Annotated in this window: 18 protein-coding genes and 2 pseudogenes; 16 read left to right on the top strand and 4 right to left on the bottom strand. The window is 33.7% G+C overall.

The features are described 5' to 3' along the window. Nucleotides 1–199: 199 nt before the first annotated feature. Nucleotides 200–1231 (top strand): oxidoreductase, encoded by a 1032-nt coding sequence (locus ACU8YW_RS17610; protein WP_097908437.1) that lies wholly within the window; start codon nt 200–202, stop codon nt 1229–1231. 56 nt (nt 1232–1287) lie between these two features. Here ACU8YW_RS17610 and ACU8YW_RS17605 read toward each other — a convergent pair whose 3' ends face one another. Further along, nucleotides 1288–1731, bottom strand: coding sequence for a VOC family protein (locus tag ACU8YW_RS17605; RefSeq protein WP_087982129.1), 444 nt, complete (start codon nt 1729–1731; stop codon nt 1288–1290). A gap of 59 nt (nt 1732–1790) precedes the next feature. Here ACU8YW_RS17605 and ACU8YW_RS17600 point away from each other — a divergent pair, with 59 nt between their 5' ends. Then, on the top strand, nt 1791–2759 hold the full coding sequence (locus tag ACU8YW_RS17600) for a helix-turn-helix transcriptional regulator (protein WP_088122823.1): 969 nt from the start codon (nt 1791–1793) through the stop codon (nt 2757–2759). Nucleotides 2760–2852: 93 nt separating this feature from the next. On the opposite strand, the gene ACU8YW_RS17595 is transcribed toward ACU8YW_RS17600, so the two are convergent. Beyond that, complete coding sequence (locus tag ACU8YW_RS17595) at nt 2853–3473, bottom strand: TetR/AcrR family transcriptional regulator (protein WP_137035840.1); 621 nt, start codon at nt 3471–3473, stop codon at nt 2853–2855. 137 nt (nt 3474–3610) lie between these two features. Here ACU8YW_RS17595 and ACU8YW_RS17590 point away from each other — a divergent pair, with 137 nt between their 5' ends. From ACU8YW_RS17590 to ACU8YW_RS17575, 4 genes and pseudogenes are all read left to right on the top strand, one after another. Next, complete coding sequence (locus ACU8YW_RS17590; protein ID WP_060487381.1) at nt 3611–4504, top strand: ABC transporter ATP-binding protein; 894 nt, start codon at nt 3611–3613, stop codon at nt 4502–4504. Continuing rightward, the gene (locus tag ACU8YW_RS17585) at nt 4497–5303 is read left to right on the top strand and encodes an ABC transporter permease subunit (RefSeq protein ID WP_426934053.1); all 807 of its coding nucleotides are present in this window, start codon (nt 4497–4499) and stop codon (nt 5301–5303) included. Before ACU8YW_RS17590 ends, ACU8YW_RS17585 begins: the two co-directional genes overlap by 8 nt. Nucleotides 5304–5353: 50 nt before the next feature. Further along, nucleotides 5354–5776 carry a VOC family protein gene (locus ACU8YW_RS17580; protein ID WP_426934052.1) on the top strand — a complete coding sequence of 141 codons (423 nt, stop codon included), beginning with the start codon at nt 5354–5356 and terminating at the stop codon, nt 5774–5776. A 98-nt stretch (nt 5777–5874) separates the two neighbouring features. Further along, a pseudogene (locus ACU8YW_RS17575) lies at nt 5875–6360 on the top strand (sigma-70 family RNA polymerase sigma factor); the annotation flags it as partial. Here the strand turns inward: ACU8YW_RS17575 and ACU8YW_RS29215 are convergent. Then, nucleotides 6332–6412, bottom strand: a pseudogene (locus ACU8YW_RS29215) (hypothetical protein); the annotation flags it as partial. The pseudogenes ACU8YW_RS17575 and ACU8YW_RS29215 overlap by 29 nt on opposite strands. On the opposite strand from ACU8YW_RS29215, the gene ACU8YW_RS17570 reads away from it, so the two are divergent. The 7 genes from ACU8YW_RS17570 to ACU8YW_RS17540 all read left to right on the top strand — a co-directional run bounded on the left by ACU8YW_RS17570 (nt 6397) and on the right by ACU8YW_RS17540 (nt 16868). Next, nucleotides 6397–7395, top strand: a complete 999-nt coding sequence (locus tag ACU8YW_RS17570) for an anti-sigma factor (protein ID WP_426934051.1) — start codon at nt 6397–6399, stop codon at nt 7393–7395. The pseudogene ACU8YW_RS29215 and the gene ACU8YW_RS17570 sit on opposite strands and share 16 nt — an antisense overlap. 17 nt (nt 7396–7412) lie before the next feature. Next, nucleotides 7413–8450 (top strand): LCP family protein, encoded by a 1038-nt coding sequence (locus tag ACU8YW_RS17565; RefSeq protein WP_327971480.1) that lies wholly within the window; start codon nt 7413–7415, stop codon nt 8448–8450. A 205-nt stretch (nt 8451–8655) separates the two neighbouring features. Next, nucleotides 8656–9918, top strand: coding sequence for a dicarboxylate/amino acid:cation symporter (locus tag ACU8YW_RS17560; protein ID WP_060487376.1), 1263 nt, complete (start codon nt 8656–8658; stop codon nt 9916–9918). 348 nt (nt 9919–10266) lie between these two features. Continuing rightward, nucleotides 10267–11979: a peptide ABC transporter substrate-binding protein gene (locus ACU8YW_RS17555; RefSeq protein ID WP_262719525.1), complete on the top strand. Its 1713-nt coding sequence runs from the start codon at nt 10267–10269 to the stop codon at nt 11977–11979. 337 nt (nt 11980–12316) lie between these two features. Continuing rightward, nucleotides 12317–14023 carry a peptide ABC transporter substrate-binding protein gene (locus tag ACU8YW_RS17550; protein WP_088064175.1) on the top strand — a complete coding sequence of 569 codons (1707 nt, stop codon included), beginning with the start codon at nt 12317–12319 and terminating at the stop codon, nt 14021–14023. Between the two features lie 305 nt (nt 14024–14328). Next, complete coding sequence (locus tag ACU8YW_RS17545) at nt 14329–16035, top strand: peptide ABC transporter substrate-binding protein (protein ID WP_426934050.1); 1707 nt, start codon at nt 14329–14331, stop codon at nt 16033–16035. Nucleotides 16036–16148: 113 nt separating this feature from the next. Further along, on the top strand, nt 16149–16868 hold the full coding sequence (locus tag ACU8YW_RS17540; protein WP_048565907.1) for a class I SAM-dependent methyltransferase: 720 nt from the start codon (nt 16149–16151) through the stop codon (nt 16866–16868). Nucleotides 16869–16908: 40 nt separating this feature from the next. On the opposite strand, the gene ACU8YW_RS17535 is transcribed toward ACU8YW_RS17540, so the two are convergent. Then, a complete protein-coding gene (locus ACU8YW_RS17535; protein WP_048544012.1) occupies nt 16909–17292 on the bottom strand; it encodes a hypothetical protein in 384 nt (127 codons plus the stop codon). A gap of 135 nt (nt 17293–17427) precedes the next feature. Between ACU8YW_RS17535 and ACU8YW_RS17530 the strand changes: the two genes are divergently transcribed. The 3 genes from ACU8YW_RS17530 to ACU8YW_RS17520 all read left to right on the top strand — a co-directional run bounded on the left by ACU8YW_RS17530 (nt 17428) and on the right by ACU8YW_RS17520 (nt 20683). Next, nucleotides 17428–17763 carry a hypothetical protein gene (locus tag ACU8YW_RS17530; RefSeq protein WP_088080257.1) on the top strand — a complete coding sequence of 112 codons (336 nt, stop codon included), beginning with the start codon at nt 17428–17430 and terminating at the stop codon, nt 17761–17763. Between the two features lie 225 nt (nt 17764–17988). Further along, nucleotides 17989–18327 carry a VOC family protein gene (locus tag ACU8YW_RS17525; protein ID WP_060487372.1) on the top strand — a complete coding sequence of 113 codons (339 nt, stop codon included), beginning with the start codon at nt 17989–17991 and terminating at the stop codon, nt 18325–18327. 256 nt (nt 18328–18583) lie between these two features. Beyond that, complete coding sequence (locus ACU8YW_RS17520) at nt 18584–20683, top strand: vWA domain-containing protein (RefSeq protein WP_087982149.1); 2100 nt, start codon at nt 18584–18586, stop codon at nt 20681–20683. Nucleotides 20684–20722 lie beyond the last annotated feature (39 nt).

Genomic DNA, 20722 nt, shown 5'->3' with positions numbered 1-20722 from the left:
TGCTTTTTTCTAGGCAAATTATTATGTAAATAAATAATAATCTTGTTATAATAACTGAATGAAATCGTTCTCATAAAGTGGAACTTTAATCAATCGGACTTTTACGAGCAGTTGATTCCTCAACTAATTTCTTTGCTTTCGCTGAATTTTGAGGTAGGAATCTTACTGTCCGTTAAAGCGGGACAGATGGAGGGGCAACATGGAAAAAATAGGTGTAGGCATTGTAGGATTTGGATTTTCTAGTACAACATTTCACATCCCATTATTACAAACGATAGAAGAATATGATATTCGTGCTATTTTATCTTCAAAAGAAGAACTAGTGAAGCAAGCATTACCAAATGCTGAAGTTGTTGGCACAATTGAGGAATTAGTAAATCGTGCTGATATTGACTTAGTGGTCATTACTTCACCGAATACAACTCATTTTCCATATGTAAAAGAAGCAATTTTACATGGTAAGCATGTAGTTGTGGAGAAGCCATTCGTTGTTTCAATTGAAGAAGGCGAAGAACTAATTTCATTAGCAAAACAGCATAATGTGGTGTTAAGCGTGTATCATAATCGCCGTTTTGATAATGATTTCTTAACGATAAAGAAATTGTTAGAAGAAAATAGAGTAGGGAATCTATACGCATATGAAGCGCATTTCGATCGTTTTCGCCCGAATGTACGTGATCGCTGGAGAGAAAAGAATTTACCAGGATCAGGTATACTGTATGATTTAGGATCGCATTTAATTGACCAAGCATTATCATTATTTGGGAAACCAGATGCGATAAGTGCAGATGTAATCAAACAACGACCAGGTGCAGAAATTGATGATTACTTCCATGTTATACTTCACTACGGTGTTAAACGTGTCACTTTACATAGTAGCAGTTACGTAAAGCAAGAAGGTCCACACTTTACACTGCATGGAGATAAAGGTTCTATCGTGAAATACGGTATGGATTCACAGGAAGAACAATTAAAAAATGGAATGAAGCCAGGCGATAACGGTTATGGATTAGATGCTGAAGAGAATTTTGCTACTTTACATACGGAAGAAAAGCTAGAGCGTATTCCAACAGAAGTTGGCTGTTATGACATGTATTATAAAGGTGTAAGAGATAGTATAGTAAATGGTGAGAAACCACCTGTAACAGCACAAGAAGGCTTAGAAGTTATTCGACTTATTCAATTAGCGATTGAAAGTAGTGAAACCGGTAGAGTCATCACTATAAAGTAAAAAAGACACGAATTTCGTGTCTTTTTTATTAGGAATATGTGAATATGGATAATTATTTAGTTTAATCGTTTGTCATACATTAACTGGATTTGTATGCCGTAAGGATCTTCAATAATCCCATATGCTTCACTAAATATATTTTTTTCTAGCGGAGAGATTATCTTCACATGCTTATCGGAAATTAAATTATTATAAAACCTTTGTATTTCTTCTAAATTAGCGCTTTGAATGCAAAGTGACATGTTATTTCCAACGTTATAACGTTCATTAGGTTTCATTGTATCTTCTGCTATCATTAGCTTTGTATTCCCAATTTGTAAAACAGAGTGAGCAATATGATCTTTATTTTCACTTGTAATTTTAAAAGAACTATCTCTTTTGGCCAGTTCTCCATACGTAACAATCATTAACTGCGTAGCTTCTAAATTACGTGTGTAAAAATTAATTGCCTCCTTTGCTTGCCCATTCATTGAAAGAAAAATAGCTATTTCTAATGTCATAAATATATAACTCCTTTATTAGTTAATAATTATAATATAGACTAAAAAGGTTCCAATACATGACACCTTTTTGGGAGGGAAATATGAAAAAAACGGAACGAATAAATGATATGCTTATTTTCTTAAATAATAAAAGATATTTTAATTTAAAAGATTTAATGGCTAGATATGATATTTCTAAAAGTACCGCGTTGCGAGATATTCAATCATTGGAAGAAATAGGTGTACCAATATATTCTGAACTGGGTAGAAATGGAAGTTATAAAATTATAGAAAATAGTGTGTTATCGCCAATTTATTTTAGTGTGGATGAAATGTATGCGTTATACTTTTCGATTCTTACGCTAAATGGATACAAGACAAAACCATTTAATGTAGAAAGTATTGCGCTTGAAAATAAATTTAAACATGTATTACCTGATAATGTGAGTGAAAATATTTCAATCATGGAAAGAACGCTTTCTTTTGAAGTAACAAATCATAGTAATTTTAGTCCGTTCTTAAAAGAAATTTTACAGGGGATTTTTGCTGAGCGAGTTTATCATTTAACATATTTAAAAAAAGATGAGGAAAAAGTATTGGTCGCCCAATTTATTCGAATAGAATCTAAATTTGGCCAGTGGTATGCTAAAATCTTTAATTTTGAGACAAATAATGTTCAAATAATTAGATGTGATAAAATTCTTTCTATTGAGGAAACAAGCAATACGAATCCAAAAAATCTTGAAGAGTTGTTAAGTTATCTTACAACTTTTCACAGAAAGCCGGATGCAATTGATTTTCGTGTCATTGTTAATCAAAAAGGAAAAGATATTTTTGATAAAGAGAATTATCCTTCCATGAGGATACAAAAAGAAAATGAAAATTATAGTATAACAGGCTATTTTAACAAACAAGAAGTTGAGTTTATTTCAAGTTACTTTCTGAATTTCGGTGAAACAATTATCTCAATTCAGCCAGTTATGCTAAAAGAGTTAATCTATAATAAGGTATTATCTATAAAGCAGCATTTAACTGCTTTAAGATAAAGTTAGTTTTAATCATTTTATTGACATGAAAAAGCCCTTGAGATTTAAATATCCAAAGGGCTTTTTTGTGATGGTATTTGTTCTTTAGAAACATTATTTTTCTGGGACGGACAGTCCATAAAAGAACATCGTAACGATATCTTGTATATGTTTTTCGCGATCTCCTTCAAGAAGCTGAGCCCCGAAATCATCACCTAGTTTAGTGAACATTTGAATGTATAGTAACATCATTTCTTTAGTAAGGTGAGGGTTAATTTCATTTTTTTGCTGTGCTTGTTCTAGTATTTCTAAATACCAAGGCAGGATTTTTTCGTTTTGATAACTATAAATAAACTCTCGGAGCTCTTCATCTCTTTGCATCATTTGTAGTAACATATCCGGCTGAAATAACCCACCAGTATTCATTTTTCTTACAATCATTTTTTGCATCATCTCATGAAAAGGTAATTTTTCCTCTGCAAGATCTTTATAATATTGAAATTCAGATATGATAAAGTCTTGTATAAGCTCTCTAAATAATGCATCTTTACTTCCGAAATGATTATAAATGGTAACTTGAGAAACATTTGCTTTTTTTGCAATATGTTCTATTTTCACTTCATTAAATCCACGTTCTGAAAATAATAAGAAAGCCGCCTCTTTAATAGCGTGTTTTTTCTTTTCTTTCACTCTTTCAAAGCCGTTCAATGCAATCACCTCAATTAAAATATACAAGAAAAAATAATGGAAAACAATAATTTTGAAATATGGACATATAAATATTTCAAAAAGTTGTTGCGAATATGAAAGATGAGGAGTACAATAATTTTGAAATATCACATATTAAATATTTCAAAAAATGAGGTGGAATTATGATTTCAGTTCAAAATGTCACAAAACAGTTTTCAAATGGAAAAGGTTTGTTTCATATTACATTTGATGTAAAAGAAGGGGAAGTATTCGGTTACTTAGGACCAAATGGTGCTGGGAAATCCACAACAATTCGCAATTTAATGGGATTTATAAAACCGACAGCTGGTAAAGCGACAATTTTTGGATTAGATTGTTGGAATGAAGCGGCGAAAATCCAAAGGAAAGTTGGGTATCTGCCAGGTGAAATTTCTTTTATTGAAGGAATGAACGGATTAGATTTTTTAAAGTTAATGCAAGGAATGCGCGGGTTAAAGGATACGAAAAGACGAGATGAATTAATAGAACGTCTACAATTTGATGTGAAAACACCGATTCGAAAAATGTCTAAAGGAATGAAGCAAAAAGTAGGAATTGTTGCTGCTTTTATGCATGATCCGGAAGTGTTAATTTTAGATGAACCAACATCAGGACTCGATCCACTTATGCAGCAAGTGTTTATCGATTTAATATTAGAAGAAAAGCAAAGAGGGAAAACAATCCTTATGTCATCGCACATTTTTACTGAGATTGAGAGAACTTGTGACAGAGTGGCTATAATTAAAGATGGTCGCCTTGTAACGGTTGAAAATATTCATGATTTACAAAGCTTGAGACGACAGGTAATAGATGTAACCGTATCATCGCAAGAAGAGATTGAATCTCTTACACAATGTAATTTGCAATTTGAAGCGGTGAAAGGTAGAGAAGCATCGATTATTGTGCAAGGAAACTATCAAACTGTTTTACAAACACTTTCAAACTATAATGTAACGGCGCTTCAAACGAGAGCAATGGATTTAGAACATTTATTTATGCATTATTACGATAAGAAAGAAGGGGTAAAGCATGAATAAGCAATTGTTTTTAGCTAGTTTGAAAGAAACACAAAAAAGTATTTTGAGTTATGCAACTGGTGCAGCTCTATATTTATGGTTATTAATTTGGATCTTCCCTTCAATGGTATCAGCGAAAGGGTTAAATGAATTAATAAGTGCTATGCCTGATAGTGTGAAAAAAATTGTTGGAATGGAAAGTCCGATTCAAAACGTAATGGATTTTTTAGCTGGCGAATATTATAGTCTATTGTTTATTATCATATTAACAATTTTTTGTGTAACAGTTGCAACGCATTTAATTGCTCGTCATGTAGATAAAGGAGCGATGGCATACTTGCTAACAACACCTGTATCTAGAGTGCAAATTGCAATCACGCAAGCGGCTATTCTCGTATTAGGGCTACTAATCATAGTAACTGTTACGTATGTAGCGGGTATAGTAGGTGCAGAGTGGTTTCTACAAGATAATAACTTAAATAAAGAATTATTCCTGAAGATAAATATAGTCGGTGGGTTAATATTTTTAGTCGTTAGTGCGTATTCATTTTTCTTTTCTTGTATATGTAATGACGAAAGAAAGGCACTTAGCTACTCAGCAAGTTTAACTATTTTATTTTTCGTAACGGACATGGTAGGTAAATTAAGCGATAAGTTAGAGTGGATGAGAAATATATCATTATTTACGCTATTTCGTCCGAAAGAAATTGCTGAGGAAACATATAATATATGGCCAGTGAGTATAGGTTTAACTGCTGGAGCACTTTGTATTTTCATAGTAGCAATTGTAGTGTTTAGGAAAAGGGATTTACCGTTGTAAAGTAGAAAGTCCACGGATAGAGTGGGCTTTTTTTGATGAGGAGGAAATGAATGAATCATTTGTTCCGGGTTAAACTATATGTAAATGATATTGAGAAGTCATTATTGTTTTATGAAGAAGTAATTGGTTTACAGTTGTATAAAAGAAGTATGCATGCAGCACGCTTTAATCACGATCAGTTTTTTCTGTTACTAGCTACTGATTCAACATTGAGTGAAAATCACTATTTTTACAATCGAAAAGACATGAAGGGGAATGGCTTTGAACTAATTATTGTTGTCAATCGGATTGAAGAAGTATATGAACGTTGTAAAGAGAAGCGATGCACAATACAAGAAGAAATTCAAACTTATCCGTGGGAGATGCGGGGATTTAAAGTTGTCGATCCAAATGGATATGTCCTCAGAGTTACGTATAAAAAAGGTAAACATGAAGAATGTTTACCTTTTTTATGGAAATATTCAAAAAAATGAACCTTTTTCTAGGCTCATCCGTCTAATACATGTAAAGTTAAATTTGAAGTGAGGATGAAACAGGAGGAGCAATTGTGAAAGTAATCCCTTTATATAAAATGATTGTAAAAGAAGAAACCGATGTTTCCTTAGCGAAAAAAGGTGATCATGAAGCGTTTATGGCGCTTATACATACAGAAAAAATGAAGATGTATCGTATTGCAAAGGCTATGTTACGTGATGAGACAAATATAGAGGATGCGATACAGGCAACAATTTTAAAAGCCTATGAAAATATAAAAAAATTAAAAAAAGAAGAGTTTTTTCAAACTTGGTTAATTCGAATTTTAATGAATGAGTGTAACAATATTATTAGAGCGTATAAAAAGGTAATTGTGACAGAAGAGAATGATTACAATATGAGTGCTTGTGATCAGTATGAAGATATAGATTTGTGTAATGCGATTCAATCGTTACATGAAGAATTAAGAGCTGTTACGGTTCTTTATTATTATGAAGATATGAATCAAGAGAGTATAGCAAAGCTTTTAGAAATACCAAAAGGAACAGTGAAATCGAGATTGTCACGTGCGAGGGAACAACTGCAAAAACGATTAAAGATGGAATAGGAGGTGTAAAGAGTGGATAATGAAAAATTATTTGATGAGAAATTAAAAAAGAGAATAAAAGACGAGAATGTTATAGTACCGCCAGAGTTAAATGAAAAGATTAATCGTACACTACATAATCTTCCGGTAAAAAAGAAAGGTTACAAAGTTTATATGATGGCTATAAGTGCTGCGGTTCTAACACTGTCCATTGTGTCTATGTCGGAGTTTTCTGATCAAATTTTTGCTCAAAATGGTGGGGTATTTGAATATGTAAAGAAAAAGGCGTTTTCTGATTATGAAAATGAAGAAGAAATAAAATCGAACGTAAATTATCCAGATAAAGAAAAGATTCATGAAAAGATGTTGGATTCTATTGATCATTTTAAAAATATTTCAGGACAATTTGAGGAATATTCTAGTTCGTCAAGAATCGCTACAACATACAAATATGCGATTGATACGGAGCAACAAAGAGGTATCTCTTCGAAAGAAGATAAGCTAACGAAAAAACGAACAATTATATATAACGAGGGCAAGAAAAAAGAATTTGATGATGAGAAGTATACATATAGAGAGAAGAAATGGAGCCCGAAGGAAAGAAACTATGAACTATTAAAATTAAATCCTACGGAAAGATTATTGAGAAAATCAGGTGAAAAGAAACGATATGATGACGAATATGTGGGATTTGCGAAGTATAGTATGCAATCAGAATTTGCTGAGCTATTAATCCGATATAAAGATTGGAATTATAAAGAAACGAAGTATCTTGGACTTGATTGCTACAAAATAGAAGGGACAATAAACATAGAAATGCCTGTAAGTACATCTGAAGATTTAAGAGGGAAATTTGAAATGGTTGTAGAGAAAAATACGGGGATTATGCTAAAGTTCCTTAGTTTCCACGAAGGTATGATTCAATATTCGATTACAACTGAATGGATACAAATAAACAAAGGGTTGAAAGAGAATGTATTTCAAAAGGATAGTACTAATTATGAAAAATTGAAAAATATATTAGATGAATAGAAAACGGAGGGAACGATATGGAGAATACCTCTTCTTCAAGAGAAAAGAAAAATAAAAGAAAATATAACAAGACAACGATAATAAGTGTCTTGTTAGTAGTATTACTATTTGGCGGAGTTGGATATGGTACTTATGTATATATGAAAACTTCTAATCTCGTACAAAAGTCTAGTTTAAATTTAGCGCGTGGTGAAAAATCACATTTACGTGAGGAAACTGTAAAGCCAATTGCAAACAATGTTTCACTTTTAATTATGGGAATTGATGAAAATCAAGAACGACAAAAGGAGTATAATGGTGCTTTCCATACAGATGCACTACTGTTAGCTACTTTTAATAAAGATGATAAGACAGTGAAATTAACGAGCATACCACGTGATACATATACATATGTTCCAGTTGAAAAGAAAAAAGATAAAATAACGCATGCATATGGAAGTGGTTTCGTTAAAAATGGTAAAGATGGAGGACCGCAAGCTTCAGTGGAAGCAGTAGAAAAGTTGTTACAAGTGCCTGTTGATTATTTTGTGAAGTTTAATTTTAATTCATTTACTAAAATTGTTGATGGATTAGATGGAATTGAAGTAAATGTCCCAGTTGAATTTACGGAGCAAAATAGTAAAGATGAACCTGACGCAATCCATTTGAAAAAAGGACTACAAAAATTAACAGGGGAAGAAGCACTTGCACTGGCAAGAACGCGTCATATTGATAGTGATGCAATGAGAGGTCAGCGCCAACAACTTGTTATTGAAGCGATGTTAAGTAAATTAAAAAGTGTAGGCTCGATTACGAAGCTAGAAAAAATAGTTGAGGCGATTGACGGCGATTTTAAAACAAATTTAGTAATGGATGATATTTTATCTTTTTATAAATACGGTTTAAATGGTTCAGTTGAAAAGATTCAATTAGGCGGAGATGATTTATATTTACCTAACGGTCCAAATGGGCAACGTGTATATTATTATAACCCTAATAAAAAAGATCTACAGAGTTTGAGTAATACGCTTAGAACACATCTAGGATTAAGTGAAAAGCAGATTGAGGAGAATTAAAGCAGGCATAATGTCTGCTTTTTTATTACGTTTAATAGTATGACATTTAAAATCAAATATTATATACTATTTTAAAATTATTGATAATAGTGTAACATAATGATGTGGTTTAAGTTAAATAGCAGGGGGGCTATTACATAAAATACATCATTAGCAATTATTGAAATCGTATGGGAGAAATGAACGAAACAGGGGAGTATTAAAAATGAGAATTGTAAAGAATTTAACATTCCAAGTTATTGTGGCAATTATTTGTGGTATTGCAGTAGGGGCAATTTGGCCTAGTGTTGGACAAGAGATGAAGCCAATTGGTGAAACATTCATCAATATGATTAAAATGGTTATTGCACCGATAATCTTTTTAACGATTGTGCTTGGTATTGCAAGTATGGGAAGTATGAAAAAGGTAGGTCGTGTTGGTGGGAAGGCACTATTATATTTTGAAATCGTTACAACAGCGGCTTTACTTATTGGTATCATCGTAGCGAATGTTGTACGTCCCGGAGATGGATTAGATCCTTCGAAACTAAAGGGTGGAGATGTTTCACAATATGTACAAAGCGGGCAAGAAATGCAGTGGATGGATTTCTTTTTACATATTGTGCCGTCTAACATGTTTGAAGCATTTGCAAAAGGTGATATTTTACAAGTTCTGTTCTTCTCCATTTTATTCGGTGCAGGGTTAACGATGCTCGGGAAAAATGGACAACCTGTTATCGACTTTTTTGAAAGATTATCGAAAGTATTTTTTAATATTTTATCTATTGTTATGAAGTTAGCGCCAGTTGGAGCATTCGGTGGAATGTCGTTTACAATTGGTAAATATGGTTTAAGTACGTTAATACCACTTGGTAAACTAATGATTTGTGTATATACGACAATGGCATTATTTGTTTTTATTGTTTTAAATTTTATTTGTAAACTGTACAAATTTAGTTTGTGGAAATATTTAGCACATATTAAAGAAGAATTACTTATTGTTCTAGGGACATCATCATCAGAATCAGTACTGCCGCGAATGATGACAAAGATGGAAGACTTCGGGTGTTCTAAGCCAGTAGTAGGTTTAGTCATTCCGACAGGTTACTCTTTTAATTTAGATGGAACGACGATTTATTTATCGATGGCAACTATATTTTTAGCTCAAGTTTTTCACGTCGATCTTTCACTAGGTCAACAATTAACTATAATAGCTATTTTATTAGTTACATCTAAAGGGGCAGCAGCAGTAACAGGTGGAGGTTTTATAGTACTAGCATCTACTTTATCTGCAATGAATGTTATCCCGTTAGAAGGGTTAGCGCTATTACTTGGTGTAGATCGTTTCATGTCAGAAGCACGTGCTATCGTGAATTTAATTGGTAACGGTATTGCGACTGTAGTTGTTGCAAAAAGTGAAAATGAATTTGATGAAGAGAAGTATACGAGAGTAATAGAGGAAATGAAAAAAAAGAAAATGGCCGGATAAAAAAGTCAGCAAAGCTGACTTTTTTATTTTTGTAGAAAAGAGGTTTGTTACGATATACATTATTTATTAACAATAATTTACAAGTGTTTTATAGCGAAGGGATATAAAGACTATTAAATCAATACATAGAATTCAATGAGGTATAGTGTTTTAAAAGATTATGGAATTTTTATGAATATTACTGTAAAAAAATAATTTTTTAAAAATTTTCAATAATAACACTTTACAAAACTCAAAAAATTAGTAGAATAATAGTTAATAAGAATCTTCTGATAAGTATATAAAGAAAAACAGAATTATCAGAAAATTCTTAAACGAGAGCGTTTAGAATTAGGGAGGGTACAGAAAGTGAAAAAGAAAAAAATGAAAAAACTAACAGCAGTTGTAGCACCAGTTTTAGCAATGAGTATGGCATTAACAGCATGTTCTACATCAGGTGGAGATAAGAAGACAAGCACAAATTCTAGCTCTGGCGGGGATAGCAAATCAGAAGAAAAATTAGCAGCGAAACAAGTATTAAATCGTACTGAAACAAATGAAATTCCAACGATGGATACTTCTAAAAATACAGATACATTAGGTTCTCAAATTTTGGGGAACACAATGGAAGGTTTATACCGTTTAGATAAAGATAACAAACCAATCCCAGCTGCGGCAGAATCAAGCACGAAGAGTGAGGATGGTAAAAAATATACATTCAAATTACGTAAAGATGCAAAATGGTCAAATGGTGATCCAGTAACAGCAAAAGATTTCGTATTTGCATGGCAACGTTTATTAGATCCAAAAACAGCTGCTGAGTATGCATTTATTGCATTCCCAGTCAAAAATGCAGAAGCGGTTAATAAAGGTGAAAAACCTGTAACGGAACTAGGAGTAAAAGCAGTAGATGACCTTACTTTAGAAGTTGAATTAGAACAAGCAGTACCATACTTCTTAAACTTAGTAGCATTTCCATCGTACTATCCATTAAATGAGAAGTTCGTGAAGGAAAAAGGAGATAAATACGGTTTAGAGTCTGATACAACAGTCTATAATGGACCGTTCGTTCTTACTGATTGGAAGCATGAGCAAGGATGGAAACTAAAGAAAAATGATCAATATTGGGATAAAAAGACTGTAAAACTAGATGAAATCAACTATAGTGTAGTAAAAGAAGTAGCTACAAAAGTAAATTTATATGATACAAATGCAATTGATTTTGCACTTCTATCAGGTGAATTCGTTGATAAGTATAGAAACAATAAAGAAGAGTTTGGGACTTATTCACAAGTAAGTACTTACTTTATTCGTATGAACCAAAAACGTGGTGGACAAGATACACCATTAAAGAGTCAAAAATTACGTGAAGCAATTGCCTACTCTATTGATAAGAAAAATTTAGCAAATGTTATTTTAAATGATGGATCTAAACCTGCGGACTTCTTAGTGCCGAAAGGATTAGCAACTGGACCAGACGGTAAAGATTTCCAAGAAACATTTAAAAACGGTATTAAACCAGATGCGAAAAAAGCAGCTGCTGCATGGGAAGCAGCGAAAAAAGAACTTGGAAAAGATCAAGTTACAATTGAGCTATTAAACTATGATACTGGTAATGCGAAAAAAGTTGGAGAATATGTTAAAGATCAAATCGAGAAGAATTTAAAAGGTGTAACAGTTAATATTAAACTTCAGCCGTTCAAGCAAAAACTAAAATTAGAAACAGAGCAAGATTATGATATTTCATATGGCGGTTGGAATCCAGATTATGCGGATCCAATGACATTCTTAGATATGTTTGAGTCTAAGCATTCTCATAACCAAATGAGCTTCTCTGATCAGAAGTATGATGAAATGATTAAAAAAGCTGGCGGAGAATTAATGGGCGATGCGAAGAAACGTTGGGAAGAGCTAGGACAAGCTGAGAAATTGCTTCTTGAGAAAGATGTAGCAATTGTACCTTTATACCAACGTGGTGATGCATATGTTCAAAAACCAAATGCAAAAGGTATTGTTCACCATAACATTAGCCCAGAGTATAGCTTCAAGTGGGCATATATGACTGAAAAGGATGGAAAATAATTTTAAACAGTAATACTATCTTTAAGTGGATGTATACAAGTTTCTTAGCTTATTTTGTAGTGAGAATCTCAATGTCCACAATAGAAAGATAAAATGATAGAGCATTCCAAAGGTAGATTCTTTACTTTTGGAATGCTTTTTATTATGAGATTAAATGTAAAAAATAATGGATATAAGGTTTCTATTGTGAAAGGAATAATTTTTAGAATATTTTAAAAATAACTTTACAAAACCAGAAAAAATAGTAGAATATTAATTAATAAGAATTTTCTGATAACTAATTATTAGGAAATTACTCAAATCTAGTTTCGTACATATAATTGGGGAGGGTACAAAAATGAAGAAAAAGATGAAAAAGTTCACGGCGGTTGTAGCGCCAGTTTTAGCGATGAGTATGGCGTTGACAGCGTGTTCTGGATCAGGTGGGGAGAAGAAAACAACTACGACGTCTAATGGTGGTGGGGAAGAGAACAAATCCGAAATTAAATACGCAGCAAAACAAGTATTAAATCGTACAGAGAATCAAGAAATTCCGACGATGGATACGTCTAAATCTACTGATACGTTAGGGTCACAAATTTTAGGGAACACGATGGAAGGATTATATCGTCTTGATAAAGATAATAAGCCAATCCCAGCTGCTGCAGAATCTAGTACGAAAAGCGAGGATGGCAAAAAATATACATTTAAATTACGGAAAGATGCAAAATGGTCGAATGGTGATCCTGTAACAGCGAAAGATTTCGTATTTGCATGGCAGCGCTTACTCGATAAAAATACAGCGTCAGAATACGCATTTATTGCTTACTATATTAAAAACGCAGAAGCAATTAATAAGGGTGAAAAACCTCTAACAGATTTGGGGGCAAAAGCGGTAGATGATTATACACTAGAAGTAGAATTAGAAAAGCCAGTACCATATTTCTTGAATTTACTAGCATTCCCGTCATACTATCCGTTAAATGAAAAATTCGTAAAAGAAAAAGGCGATAAGTACGGTTTAGAAGCAGATACAACTGTGTATAACGGGCCGTTCGTGATGTCTTCATGGAAACATGAACAAGGATGGCAGCTAAAGAAAAATGATAAGTATTGGGATAAGAAGACTGTGAAATTGGAAGAAATTAACTATAGTGTAGTAAAAGAAGTTGCGACGAAAGTAAACTTATATGATACAGGATCAATTGATTTTACATTACTATCAGGAGAATTTGTAGATAAATATAAATCGAACAAAGATGAGTACGGTGAGTATTCAGAAGCAAGTACATTCTTCTTACGTTTAAATCAAAAGCGTAACGGACAAGATACACCGTTAAAGAGCAAAAAGCTTCGTGAAGCAATCGCATTATCGGTTGATAAAAAAGGGCTGGCAAACGTTATTTTAAATAATGGTTCAAAAGCAACGGATCAATTGGTTCCAAAAGGGCTGGCGACAGGACCAGACGGTAAAGATTTCCAAGATACATTTAAAAATGGTCTGAAATATGATCCGAAAAAAGGTGCAGCAGCATGGGAAGCAGCGAAAAAAGAACTTGGAAAAGATCAAGTTACAATTGAATTACTAAGTTATGATGATGGAACTGCGAAAAAGATTGCTGATTATGTAAAAGATCAAATTGAGAAAAATTTAAAAGGTGTAACGATTAATACAAAAATTCAGCCGTTCAAACAAAAACTAAAATTAGAGACTGCACAAGATTATGAAATTTCTTATGCAGGTTGGAGTCCAGACTATGCGGATCCAATGACATTTATTGATATGTTTGAATCGAAGAGCCCATATAACCAAATGAGTTATTCAAATGCAAAATACGACGAAATGGTACAAAAATCAGGGAATGAATTAATGAGTGATGCGAAGAAACGTTGGGAGACGTTAGGGAAAGCAGAAAAATTATTCCTTGAAGAAGATGCAGGGTTAGTTCCTTTATATCAAACAGGAAGAGCGTATGTAATGAAACCGAATGTAAAAGGAATTGTGAAACATAACATTAGTCCAGAATATAGCTTTAAGTGGGCTTATGTAACGGAAGGGAAATAGGAAAAAAGAGCGTTAAAAAAATATATTATTTATTTTTTTAACGCTCTTTTACTATTCAATTAAATTTAAATAAATAGAGAAGAATAAGAAAAGTGGTACTTACATATAGTAGATGGGGGAGAATTCGTATAGTAGTAATAGATTGTTATTGATTTAAATAAATTAATTATTATGAATATTCTTTAAAAATACTTTACAAATCGCGAAAAATTAGTAGAATGATAATTAGTAATAATTTTCTGATAATTTAAATTTGAAATCTCTCAAAGTTAGTTTCGTACATATAAATTGGGGAGGGTACAAGAATGAAGAAAAAGATGAAAAAGTTTACGGCGGTTGTAGTGCCAGTTTTAGCGATGAGTATGGCGTTAACAGCGTGTTCTGGATCTTCTGGTGGGGAGAAGAAAACGACAACGACATCTAATAATGGTGGAGAAGAGAAGAAATCTGATATTAAATATGCGGCAAAGCAAGTGTTAAATCGTACAGAAACGAATGAAATTCCGACGATGGACACTTCAAAAAGTACGGATACACTTGGGGCACAAATTTTAGGGAATACAATGGAAGGTTTATATCGCCTTGATAAAGATAATAAGCCAATCCCTGCTGTGGCAGAATCTAGCACAAAAAGCGAGGATGGTAAAAAATATACATTTAAATTACGGAAAGATGCAAAATGGTCGAACGGTGATCCTGTAACAGCGAAAGATTTCGTATTTGCATGGCAACGTCTAGTAGATCCAAAAACAGCTGCTGAGTATGCATTTATTGCTTACTATCTTAAAAATGCAGAAACAATTAATCAAGGAAAAGCAGAAGTAGCTACATTAGGTGTAAAAGCGGTAGATGATCATACGCTTGAAGTTGAACTAGAAAGACCAGTACCATATTTCTTGAATTTAATGGCATTTGCGTCATACTATCCATTAAATGAAAAATTCGTAAAAGAAAAAGGAAATAAATTCGGTTTAGAGTCTGATACAACAGTATATAACGGACCTTTTGTTCTTACTGATTGGAAGCATGAGCAAGGTTGGAAATTGAAGAAGAATGAGCAGTATTGGGATAAAAAGACTGTAAAACTAGATGAAATTAACTATAGTGTAGTAAAAGAACCAGCTACTAGAGTGAATTTATATGATACAGGTGCAATTGATTTCGCAATTTTATCAGGAGAATTTGTTGATAAGTATAGAAATAATAAAGAGGAATTTGGAGCATATTCAGAAACAAGTACGTTTTACTTGCGTCTAAATCAAAAGCGTGGTGGGCAAGATACACCGTTAAAGAGCAAAAAGCTACGTGAAGCAATCGCATTATCCATTGATAAGAAAGCTTTAACGAATGTTATTTTAAATGATGGTTCAAAACCAGTGGATTACTTAGTACCAAAAGGTTTAGCGAGTGGACCAGACGGTAAAGATTTCGCAGAAACGTTCAAGAATGGTTTAAAACAAGATTCTAAAAAGGCAGCAGCAGCATGGGAAGAAGCGAAAAAAGAGCTTGGAAAAGATCAAGTAACAATTGAATTGTTAAATTATGATACTGGTAATGCAAAAAAAGTTGGGGAGTATGTAAAAGATCAAGTTGAAAAGAATTTAAAAGGCGTGACAGTAAATATTAAACTGCAACCATTTAAGCAAAAACTAAAATTAGAATCAGACCAAGATTATGATTTTTCATATGGTGGCTGGAATCCAGATTATGCGGATCCAATGACGTACCTTGATATGTTTGAAACGAAAAATTCTCAAAACCAGATGAGCTACTCAAATTCAACATATGATGATATTATTACTAAAGGTAAGACAGAATGGATGGCTGATGCAAAAAAACGTTGGACAGAGCTAGGGAAGGCAGAGAAATTGTTACTTGAGGAAGATGTAGCACTTGTACCTTTATATCAAAGTGCTAAATCATATGTTATGAAACCGAATGTAAAGGGAATTGTGAAACATAATATTAGTCCGGAATATAGTTTCAAATGGGCGTATGTAGAAGAGAAATAAAAAAGAGAAGAGCATTTTCAAGTTGCGGTATAGCACTTGGAAATGCTTTTTTTATGTGCACGATTTATTGATAGGTGAATATATGTATTATAGAAAATTTAAAGGAGAATTCTATGAAACGAAATACTTACATCGATTTCCTAGCTTATTACGGAATAGGAAGTGCTCATCCTGGTGGTTTTACGTTAACGAAACAATTGTTAGCACAATTGCCTTTTAGATATGGAGCAAATGTCCTTGAGATAGGCTGTGGTACGGGGAAAACAGCGGCATATATGAAGAAAGAATATGGTTATAAAGTAACGGCGGTTGAAAAGAATGAGATTATGATTCAAAAGGCGAAAGATAGATGGTCGTTTGAAGGAATAGACATTCAATTAATTGAAGGAAATGTAGAGCAATTACCTTGTTTGCATGACTCATTTGAGTTCGTACTCGGAGAATCGATACTCGCTTTTACAGAGAAAGAAAGGGTTATCCCGGAGTGCTATCGTGTACTACAGAAAGACGGTAAACTTGTTGTCATTGAAATGATTATTGATAGGCACATTGAGAAGAGTGAGGAAGGAAAAATTGCCCGACTATACGGGATGAAAGAACTATTAACTGAGAGTGAATGGGTACAATTATTTCAGAAAGCAAATTTTAAAAGAATTACAATTGCTGGCGGTGGTACAATTGCAGAAACAATCTCGGGCTATATAGAAGAGCCAGAATGGAATGTATCCTCGCATATTCCAAATGAATTATATGAGGCATGGGTACAGCATGAAAATGTACGACTTATGTACCAACATATTTTAGGACATCGTATTTTTATATGTGAAAAATAAAGAAAGAGAGTTGACTAAAGCTAGTCAACTCTTTACTATGTTAAATGAAAAATAATGCAGCTAATGTAATTCCGAAGATGAAACCAAATCCGAGTTCAACGCCCCAGCCGCCGCCACCCCAGCCACCACAACTACCGCAACCACGACCGCCACATCCACAGCCGCTGAATCCACCACCACAACCAAATCCGCAACTATCACATCTGCTAAGGCCCCCACAAAGGTCACAGCCACCGTTTGCATATGCGTCATAGTATCCAAATCCTGTATCAAAAGATGAGCGCTGTTGCACTGGTTCAATCCATACAGAGCTGTTTGTCACATCAATTATTTTTCCTAAATGAATGCGACCATCACGATCTTCAATTCGAACGACTTTACCGAAATAACGTTGGCACGTATCGTAACATTTTTGTCTATGCATGTTCTTTCCTCCTTCCCCATTACAGTAATACGATATGTAATGGGGACAAGTGCGGCTTGTACGAATGCCCTATCTATCATAATTGTTATAGGAAAGGGGAAATATAGGAAGAGGATATATAAGGAGGCAAAAGGCATGAAATCTACAGATCAGTTTCAGACATACGAAGTACCGTGGGAAGAATTTATTGAAGCATTGCGAGAGGAAATGAAGAAGCAAGTAGGGGCAGATATAATTGATACAGTAGTTTGCAATTTAGAAGATGGCTTTGAAGTGTATACATATGTGCAGGGGGATTTGGAGTTTGAATACAAGGAAGCACTTGAAAGAAAATACGGAAGCGATGCAAAAACTCCTAATGTGCTAACGATTATGTTATTAGCTAGTATTTATAGTACAAGTGAAGAGAATTTACGCTTGCATGCGGATCATAAAGATAATCCAATTGTTGAAGTGTATGTGAAGAAATGAAACACGCTGTGAAAGGCGTGTTTTTTAATTGTCCCGCTATTTGTGGGCAGTAAGACCCTCACCTCAAAATTCAGCGGAAGCAAAGAAGTTAGGTAGAGGATTAACTGCCCGTAAAAGCCCGATTGGTGAGGGCTAATAATCAGTGGGAAATGAACAAAACTCCCACTGATTCAAGTTTCACTTTATATGATAAAATATTAGAAAATTGAGAAAGAAGGTGAAGGTTTGAAAATTAAACATCTTAATTTAACAGTTTCAGATGTAGCAGCTACTAGAGAGTTTTTAGAAAAATATTTTGGTTTAACTTGTAGTGGGGCAAGGGGAAATGGCTTTGCGGTTATGCGTGATAACGATGGGTTTATATTAACGTTAATGAAAGGGAAAGACGTACATTATCCGAAAACATTTCATGTAGGGTTTCCTCAAGAAAGTGAAGACCAAGTAAATAAGATGAATCAAAGGTTGAAGGAGGATGGATTTTTGGTCGAACCTCCTAAGCATGCACATGCGTATACGTTTTATGTGCAAGCACCTGGTGGATTTACAATTGAAGTGATGTGTTAATTTAAAATCAAACTTTTTGATGCTTGTTTTCAATATAAAAAGTAGGAAAAGTCTGTTTTAAGTGTAGAGCTTAAACAGGCTTTTTTACTTATAGTATCGGATAGAAAACGCTAGAAGGAATAATATTCAGTTTTTATAACTGTTTACATAATAAAGTTATGATGCGCTAGTTGTCCTAAAATACAAGTCATATATCTTGTATCCTCTCATAAATTTAAACATAGGAATTTGTCTACAAAGGTGGCGAAGCCTCATCATGAAAATTCGAATTTGTGCCACATTCATGTTGTTTCTATTTATATGGTTACATCCTTTTTGGACTTTTGCAAAAGGAGAGGAGGCAAAGGAAAGGGTCGTTTCACTTGTATATGATGATTCGGGCAGCATGAGAAATAACGATCGCTGGAAATATGCCAATTACGCTTTGCAAAGTTTAGTTGCGCTATTAGATGAAAAAGATAAATTTTCTTACGTTCCAATGAGCAAGCCGAATGATCCATTAAACATTTCGTTAACGAAGGATAAGAGACAAACAGAAATTGAGGGAATTGGAGCATGGAAAACGTATTTAAATACTCCGTTTAGCGCAGTAGAGACGGCGATGCAATCTATAAAAAAGGAAGCAGATATAGATGGAAAACGTGAATTTTGGCTTATTGTCTTAACTGACGGGGCATTTAATGATTTAGAGAAAGATAAGGTTGGCGGAAAAGAACAGATTACACAGAAGCTAGCGCAGTTTAAGAAAGAAATGGATGCAAAAAAGATATCGTTACATCCAATTTTAATTACGATGGAAGAGGATTTAGGGCAGCAAGAAAAGGCACAACTAAATACGTTTAAAGAAATATGGAAGAAAGAGATAAATGGCGTTACGATGCCATCTAGTGGAGAGGATGGTATTGTAAAAAGCGTCAATCAAGTGGCAGCATTAGTTGCAAATCGTGATCCGTTCTCCTCGGTTGAATCGATTGTAAAAACGAAAGTAGTAGGAAAGAAAGTAGAGATTACAACACCATTCCCGTTAAAGCGTATGACGCTTGTACGGCAATCGCCTTCTTTGTCTAATTATCAGGTCACACAAATTTCTAAACCATTACAATTACAATCTTCTTATTCCATACATGCACCAGGAGAAGCGAAATTATTCGGAAATATAGTTCATATAAGTACGGAAAATCACGAGGTTATTAAACCAGGAACGTATACGATAGAAGTGGATCGAGATATTGAGAAAGAAGGATTACAAGTACTAGTTGAACCGGCGCTTAACTATACTGTTTCTACTTATGACAAAGACGATAGTAGTCAAAAAAATGTGGAGAAAATGTACGAAGGTGTTACTGCTGTTATTGAAGCGAAGCCTACGGAATTACCAATTCAGTCTTCATATTTTCAGTCAGAAGTAGAAATAGACGGAAAACAGTACCCGATGAAGTGGGACGATAAAAAACATGTATTTTACTACGAAACGAAGATTGATAAAGGGTTAGTGCGCGGGAAAGTTCATATGAACATAAAGGGGTTTTACAGACAGACGAAGGAATTTAAAATCGAAGTAACTGAAAAACCAAAATTATCATTGCAAACTATTACGAAAGATTATGAGGAAAAAGTAACGAATTTAGAGAATAGTAAACCGTTTATTATACAACCACAGTTAGATGGTAAGCCGATGACAGAAGAAGCTGTAAAGAAACTATTAAAATCTACTGGTGTCACATCTAAACAATCAATCAACTATGAAATAAAACAACAGGATAATCAAATTTATATTTATCCTCGCCCTCATTACTCCGACACATTCAATTTTACAGATACCGGCACCGTAGAAGCTACCATCGTAGTGCAAGATTCAAAATTACAAGAAGTAAAGAAAAATATATCACTTCATATTCAAAATGCACCGTTCTATGAAAAATATGCGCTTATTTTTAAGTTTGTTATTCCTATTACTTTATTATTGTTAGTAGTAGGAATAATTGTTTTAGGATGGATTGTTCGTCCAAGATTTCACCGAAAAGCACTATTGTATTACGAATGGGATCAAGAGGTAGCGAAAGATTGGTTATATCAATCTGAGCCAGAATTACTTAAAAATAAATGGTGGAAGCACTATTTTGGTATTCCATTCCGAGCAGAAAGAAAGACTGTGCAATCCGTTACGTTTATAGCAAAGAAAGGATCGAAATCAATATTTGTAGCGAAAGAGTCACAAGTAGTAGGAATGATTATTGATGGGATGTTTATAACAGAAGATGAGGTTGGAATGGAACATAAGACGTTATATCCAAATGAACTTTTAGTAATTGATAGAGGGTATGGTAAAGAAATTTACAAATATGAGTGTGAATAGTAGATAGGGAAAAGGAGGGAGTCTTATCTTTCTCCCCTC

Source organism: Bacillus pretiosus (genome assembly GCF_052947655.1).
This window is presented reverse-complemented; position numbering and strand designations above follow the sequence as displayed.

Bases quoted from the DNA above. Each gene is read 5' to 3' on its own strand.
- ACU8YW_RS17610 (WP_097908437.1), top strand. From the start codon at position 200: ATGGAAAAAATAGGTGTAGGCATTGTAGGATTTGGATTTTCTAGTACA.
- ACU8YW_RS17605 (WP_087982129.1), bottom strand. From the start codon at position 1,731: ATGACATTAGAAATAGCTATTTTTCTTTCAATGAATGGGCAAGCAAAG.
- ACU8YW_RS17600 (WP_088122823.1), top strand. From the start codon at position 1,791: ATGACACCTTTTTGGGAGGGAAATATGAAAAAAACGGAACGAATAAAT.
- ACU8YW_RS17590 (WP_060487381.1), top strand. From the start codon at position 3,611: ATGATTTCAGTTCAAAATGTCACAAAACAGTTTTCAAATGGAAAAGGT.
- ACU8YW_RS17585 (WP_426934053.1), top strand. From the start codon at position 4,497: ATGAATAAGCAATTGTTTTTAGCTAGTTTGAAAGAAACACAAAAAAGT.
- ACU8YW_RS17580 (WP_426934052.1), top strand. From the start codon at position 5,354: ATGAATCATTTGTTCCGGGTTAAACTATATGTAAATGATATTGAGAAG.
- ACU8YW_RS17565 (WP_327971480.1), top strand. From the start codon at position 7,413: ATGGAGAATACCTCTTCTTCAAGAGAAAAGAAAAATAAAAGAAAATAT.
- ACU8YW_RS17560 (WP_060487376.1), top strand. From the start codon at position 8,656: ATGAGAATTGTAAAGAATTTAACATTCCAAGTTATTGTGGCAATTATT.
- ACU8YW_RS17550 (WP_088064175.1), top strand. From the start codon at position 12,317: ATGAAGAAAAAGATGAAAAAGTTCACGGCGGTTGTAGCGCCAGTTTTA.
- ACU8YW_RS17545 (WP_426934050.1), top strand. From the start codon at position 14,329: ATGAAGAAAAAGATGAAAAAGTTTACGGCGGTTGTAGTGCCAGTTTTA.
- ACU8YW_RS17540 (WP_048565907.1), top strand. From the start codon at position 16,149: ATGAAACGAAATACTTACATCGATTTCCTAGCTTATTACGGAATAGGA.
- ACU8YW_RS17535 (WP_048544012.1), bottom strand. From the start codon at position 17,292: ATGCATAGACAAAAATGTTACGATACGTGCCAACGTTATTTCGGTAAA.
- ACU8YW_RS17530 (WP_088080257.1), top strand. From the start codon at position 17,428: ATGAAATCTACAGATCAGTTTCAGACATACGAAGTACCGTGGGAAGAA.
- ACU8YW_RS17520 (WP_087982149.1), top strand. From the start codon at position 18,584: ATGAAAATTCGAATTTGTGCCACATTCATGTTGTTTCTATTTATATGG.